We start from the raw sequence: 1,423 nt of genomic DNA, 5'->3' as shown, positions 1-1,423 counted from the left end.
TCAGCACATCTACGGATGGGACGACCCCAAGCCACCCGGCCACTGGAATTGCAGGTCAGGCGCGCTGCCAGTGCTGAAAGATCAGTTTGCCCGCGAGATTCCTGGCTCTACTCGTCCCTCAGTAGGACCGGACGGCGCCGCGGCGGTATCGAGCAAGACCAGCTATCAGGATTGGCTATCGCGCCAGCCTGCCGCCTTCCAGCGCGATGTGCTGGGGCCTGCCCGGTACAAGCTGTTCACCAAGGGTGAGCTAAGCCTGGACCGATTCGTCGACGACAACGGCAAGACCCTGAACCTGCAGCAACTTAAAGACCTTGAACCGCTGGCCTTCGAGCGAGCGGGACTTTGACATCGGAGATCGCTATGACAGACAAAAATATCGAGCAAGAAATCCAAGCCAAAGGTCTTACTGCGCCACGCATTACGCCTGCAGACCTGCAAGCGAATATCGCTGGCGAGTATTACTTCACCGCCGGGAATGGGGTTCAGGCTGCTTTCCATTCTCAGGATGAGCTGACTCGCCTGACTGGTGCGCACGCACAGCTCGATCAACTGACCTTCTGCGTATTGGTGCTGCGTAACGGCTTCACCGTCACCGGTGAGTCCGCTTGCGCCAGCCCGGAGAACTTCGACGCTGAGATTGGCCGCAAGATCGCCCGCCAGAACGCTGAGCAGAAGATCTGGCCACTCATGGGCTATGCGCTCAAGCAATCCCTGCATGACGCCAGCTAATCAAAACCGAACACCAAGCCGGCCTTGAGCCGGTTTTTTTACGCCCGCGGCTGAGCCAACGGCAAATCATCCGGGGGATGACATGAAGTACAAGATCAGCAAGGCCGAATACGAAGCACTCGATGCAGCAATTCAGGCGCTCTACAAGGCGATGGGCGATGACTTCGTTCTCGTCGTTGAGGGCTTGCCTACGGGCAGCGATGACCTCGAAGGCTTGCGCAACCAAGTGCAAACGCTACTCACCGAGAAGAAGGAAGAAAAGCGTAAGCGCGACGCAGCCGAAGCGGAGCAGCGACGCCTGCAAGAAGAATCGCAGCGAGCGAACGGCGAATACGAGCAGCTGTACACCAGCTCTCAGCAAGCCCTTGAGCAAGAGCGTACGCGCTTGGCCGAACTTACCGCAAACATTGAGCGACGCGACCTGACGTCGGCAGCCTCGAAGGTCTCCACCGGCATCGCCGACGGAGAAAACGCGGAGATCCTCGCCGAGTTTGTCCAGCGCCGCCTGAAAATCGTTGAAGGCCAGGTCAAGGTCACGGACGCCTCCGGCAACCTGACCATCGCAACACTTGATGACCTGGCAAAAGAATTCCAGCAAGCGCCGCGCTACGCATCACTGGTGCGCGGCACGCAAGCGAACGGTGGCGGGGCTGCCGGGGGTAAGGGTGGCGGGGCCACCAAAACGTGGGAA

The 1,423-nt window shown here is 59.2% G+C and carries 2 protein-coding genes and 1 pseudogene; all 3 read left to right on the top strand.

The window, feature by feature from the left end; genetic code table 11:
- Window positions 1–349, top strand: a pseudogene (locus KFS80_RS26735) (phage head morphogenesis protein); the annotation flags it as partial.
- Between the two features lie 14 nt (window positions 350–363).
- A complete protein-coding gene (locus KFS80_RS26730) occupies window positions 364–732 on the top strand; it encodes a Gp49 family protein (RefSeq protein ID WP_212546470.1) in 369 nt (122 codons plus the stop codon).
- A gap of 82 nt (window positions 733–814) precedes the next feature.
- Window positions 815–1,423 (top strand): hypothetical protein (locus tag KFS80_RS26725; RefSeq protein WP_212546469.1); only part of this gene is annotated, 609 nt, incomplete at its 3' end.

It is taken from the genome of Pseudomonas rustica, assembly GCF_018336155.1.
Taxonomy (GTDB): domain Bacteria; phylum Pseudomonadota; class Gammaproteobacteria; order Pseudomonadales; family Pseudomonadaceae; genus Aquipseudomonas; species Aquipseudomonas rustica.
This window is presented reverse-complemented; position numbering and strand designations above follow the sequence as displayed.